The organism is Phycicoccus elongatus Lp2 (genome assembly GCF_000367525.1).
GTDB classification, from domain to species: Bacteria; Actinomycetota; Actinomycetes; order Actinomycetales; family Dermatophilaceae; genus Phycicoccus_A; species Phycicoccus_A elongatus.
Window position 1 is genome coordinate 2,983,879 of sequence record NZ_HF570956.1, and the last position, 2,667, is coordinate 2,986,545.

Here is a 2,667-nt window from a genome sequence, read left to right on the forward strand (position 1 = left end):
CGTGCGCGCGGCGCCGCGAGTGCCCACTCGATCGAGACGGCCCCCGACCCGGCCCCGAGGTCCCAGAGCAGCGCGCCCGGCGTCGGCCGGAGGTGGGCCAGGGCGCTCGCGCGCACGTCACGCTTGGTGATCTGGCCGTCGTGGTCGAAGGCGTCCTCGGGGCGGCCGGGCGCGGGGCCCACGGCTGGGCGCATCGTGGCGAGGACGTCGACCTCGAGCGCGAGGATGACCAGGTCGGGGGTTGGTGTGGAGTCCCAGCCGCGAGCGGTGCCCGATCGGCTGCCCTCGCTCGGTCCCCCAAGATGCCACCAGGCGGTCATCGTCGACCCGCCACATCCCTCACCGGTGAGGAGCTCCGCGACGGCGGCCGGCGTCGAGCCGTCGGCACAGAGCACGACCAGGCGAGCCCCCGGATCCAGGTGGCGGCGGAGCCGCTCCGGGGAACGGCCGACGACACTCACGACCGTGGTCTCCTCGGCCGGCCAACCCATCCGGGCGCGGGCCAGCGTCTCGGAGGAGATGCTCGGGTGGATCCGCACCCGGTCACGACCGAGCAACTCGATGAGGGTCGTGCCGACGCCTGACGTCAGCGGATCACCGCTGGCCAGCACGACCACGCCCCCGGAGCCGACGTCGGCGAGCAGCGCGGGCAACTGGGTCCGAAGCGGCGTGGGCCACGATTCGCGCCGCTGACCCTCGATGGGTGGCAGTTGCGCCAAGTGGCGGACCCCGCCGAGGACGACCGGGGCACGGAGCACGAGGTCTTGGTGGTGCCGCGGCACGGCGGCCCAACCGTCGTCCCCGATGCCCACGACCTCGATCACGCGCGACAGCCTACGTCCGTCGAGGCACCGGGCTCACCGGCCCGGGGCGCGCCGGTGTGGGAGGATGCGGGCGACGCAGGGCGAGGAATACCGGTGCGAATCCGGAGCGGTCCCGCCACTGTGACCGGTCTCCCGACGAGGGGCCCGGAAGCCAGGACGTCCTCCTGCGTCACGCCGCCCCGGGGCCCCGCGGCGGCCGAATCGGCCGGTGAGCGTGGTCACTCACCAGGAGGAGCGTCGTGTCCAGCTACCCGTTCGCCGCCATCGTCGGCGCCGACGAGATGGCCCTCGCGCTCGTCCTCACGACGGTCTCGCCGGAGGTCGGTGGGGTGCTCGTGCGCGGCGAGAAGGGCACCGCCAAGTCGACGATGGTGCGCGCCCTCGCCGAGATCCTGCCGCGCCAGGCGGTCGTGCCCGACTGCCGGTTCGCCTGCGACCCCCGTTCCCCGGACCCGGACTGCCCGGACGGCCCGCACGTCGACCCCGCCTCGACCAGCCGACCGGCCCGCCTCGTCGAGCTGCCCGTCGGGGCCACCGAGGATCGCGTCATCGGCTCCCTCGACCTCAGCAAGGCCCTGGGCCGCGGCGAGACGGCCTTCGAGCCGGGCCTGCTGGCCCAGGCCCACCGCGGACTGCTCTATGTCGACGAGGTCAACCTCCTCCACGACCACCTCGTCGACCTGCTCCTCGATGCCGCCGCCATGGGCCGCAACACGGTCGAGCGGGACGGCGTCTCGGTCTCGCACCCGGCGCGCATCGTCCTGATCGGCACCATGAACCCCGAGGAGGGCGAGCTGCGTCCCCAGTTGCTCGACCGCTTCGGCCTGACCGTCGAGGTCCGGGCCAGTCGCGATCCCGCGCAGCGCGCAGACGTCGTCCGCCGCCGGTTGGCCTTCGACGCCGACCCCGCCGGTTTCCACGCGTCGTATGCCGCGGCGCAGGTCGACTTGGCCGCCCGGATCGCCGTGGCGCAGGAGGGCTTGGGGCGGGTTCGCCTCAGCGACTGGGCGCTCGACAAGATCGCGACCGTGTGTGCGGGCTTCGAGGTCGACGGGATGCGCGCGGACATCGTCACCGCGCGCGCCGCCGTGGCCCACGCGGCGTGGGAGGGCCGCGCCGAGGTCACTCGTGAGGACATCCGCACGGCCGCCAAACTCGCTCTTCCCCACCGCCGCCGGCGCGCGCCCTTCGATGCACCCGGGCTGGACGAGGACCTCCTCGACCGCCTGCTCGGCGACGACGAGCCGCCGCCCGAGGACCCCCAAGACCCACAAGACCCCCAGGACCCACAGGGGTCGGAGGACCCGGAGAGTCAGGTGGGCGCTGACGAAGAGGGCGACGCGACCGATCCCGCGCCGCCCGGCCCGCAGGACTCCGCGGAGGGCAAGGACGACGCGCGGCCCGACCCCCCGGCACCGGATCCCTCGGACACCGAGTCGGGCAAGGACGCACCGGAGACCGACGTGCCGGCACCCGTGCAGGGCGTGGCGCAGGCCCACGACCCCTACCGGATCCGTCGGCTGAGCGTGCGGGGCACGGGCTCCGGGGCGGCGGGCAAGCGCAGTCGGGCCATCACGAGCTGGGGTCGCACCGTCGGCGCCAGCCGGGAGCGCACGGGGCGCGTCCACCTGACCGCCACCATCACGGCCGCCGCCCGCGAGCGTGGCGCGCGCGCCACCGGATCGACCGGGCCGGGCCGGCTCGAGATCCGCGGGAGCGATCTGCGCTCGGCGATCACCCAGGGCAAGGAGTCCAATCTCGTCCTCCTCGTCGTCGACGCCTCCGGCTCCATGGCCGCGCGCTCGCGGATGGCCGAGGTCAAGACGGCCGTGCTCTCGCTGCT

General features: G+C 74.5%; 2 protein-coding genes and 1 riboswitch. Of the genes, one reads left to right on the top strand and one right to left on the bottom strand.

All coding sequences use genetic code 11. From position 1 onward, the window contains the following. On the bottom strand, positions 1-824 hold an 824-nt coding region (gene cbiE / locus BN10_RS14455; protein WP_084311114.1), incomplete at its 3' end, for a precorrin-6y C5,15-methyltransferase (decarboxylating) subunit CbiE. A 72-nt stretch (positions 825-896) separates the two neighbouring features. Further along, positions 897-995: riboswitch (adenosylcobalamin (AdoCbl) riboswitch) on the top strand. A 68-nt stretch (positions 996-1,063) separates the two neighbouring features. Here cbiE and BN10_RS14460 point away from each other — a divergent pair. After that, positions 1,064-2,667: ATP-binding protein (locus BN10_RS14460; protein WP_040753847.1), on the top strand; the 1,604-nt coding region annotated here is incomplete at its 3' end.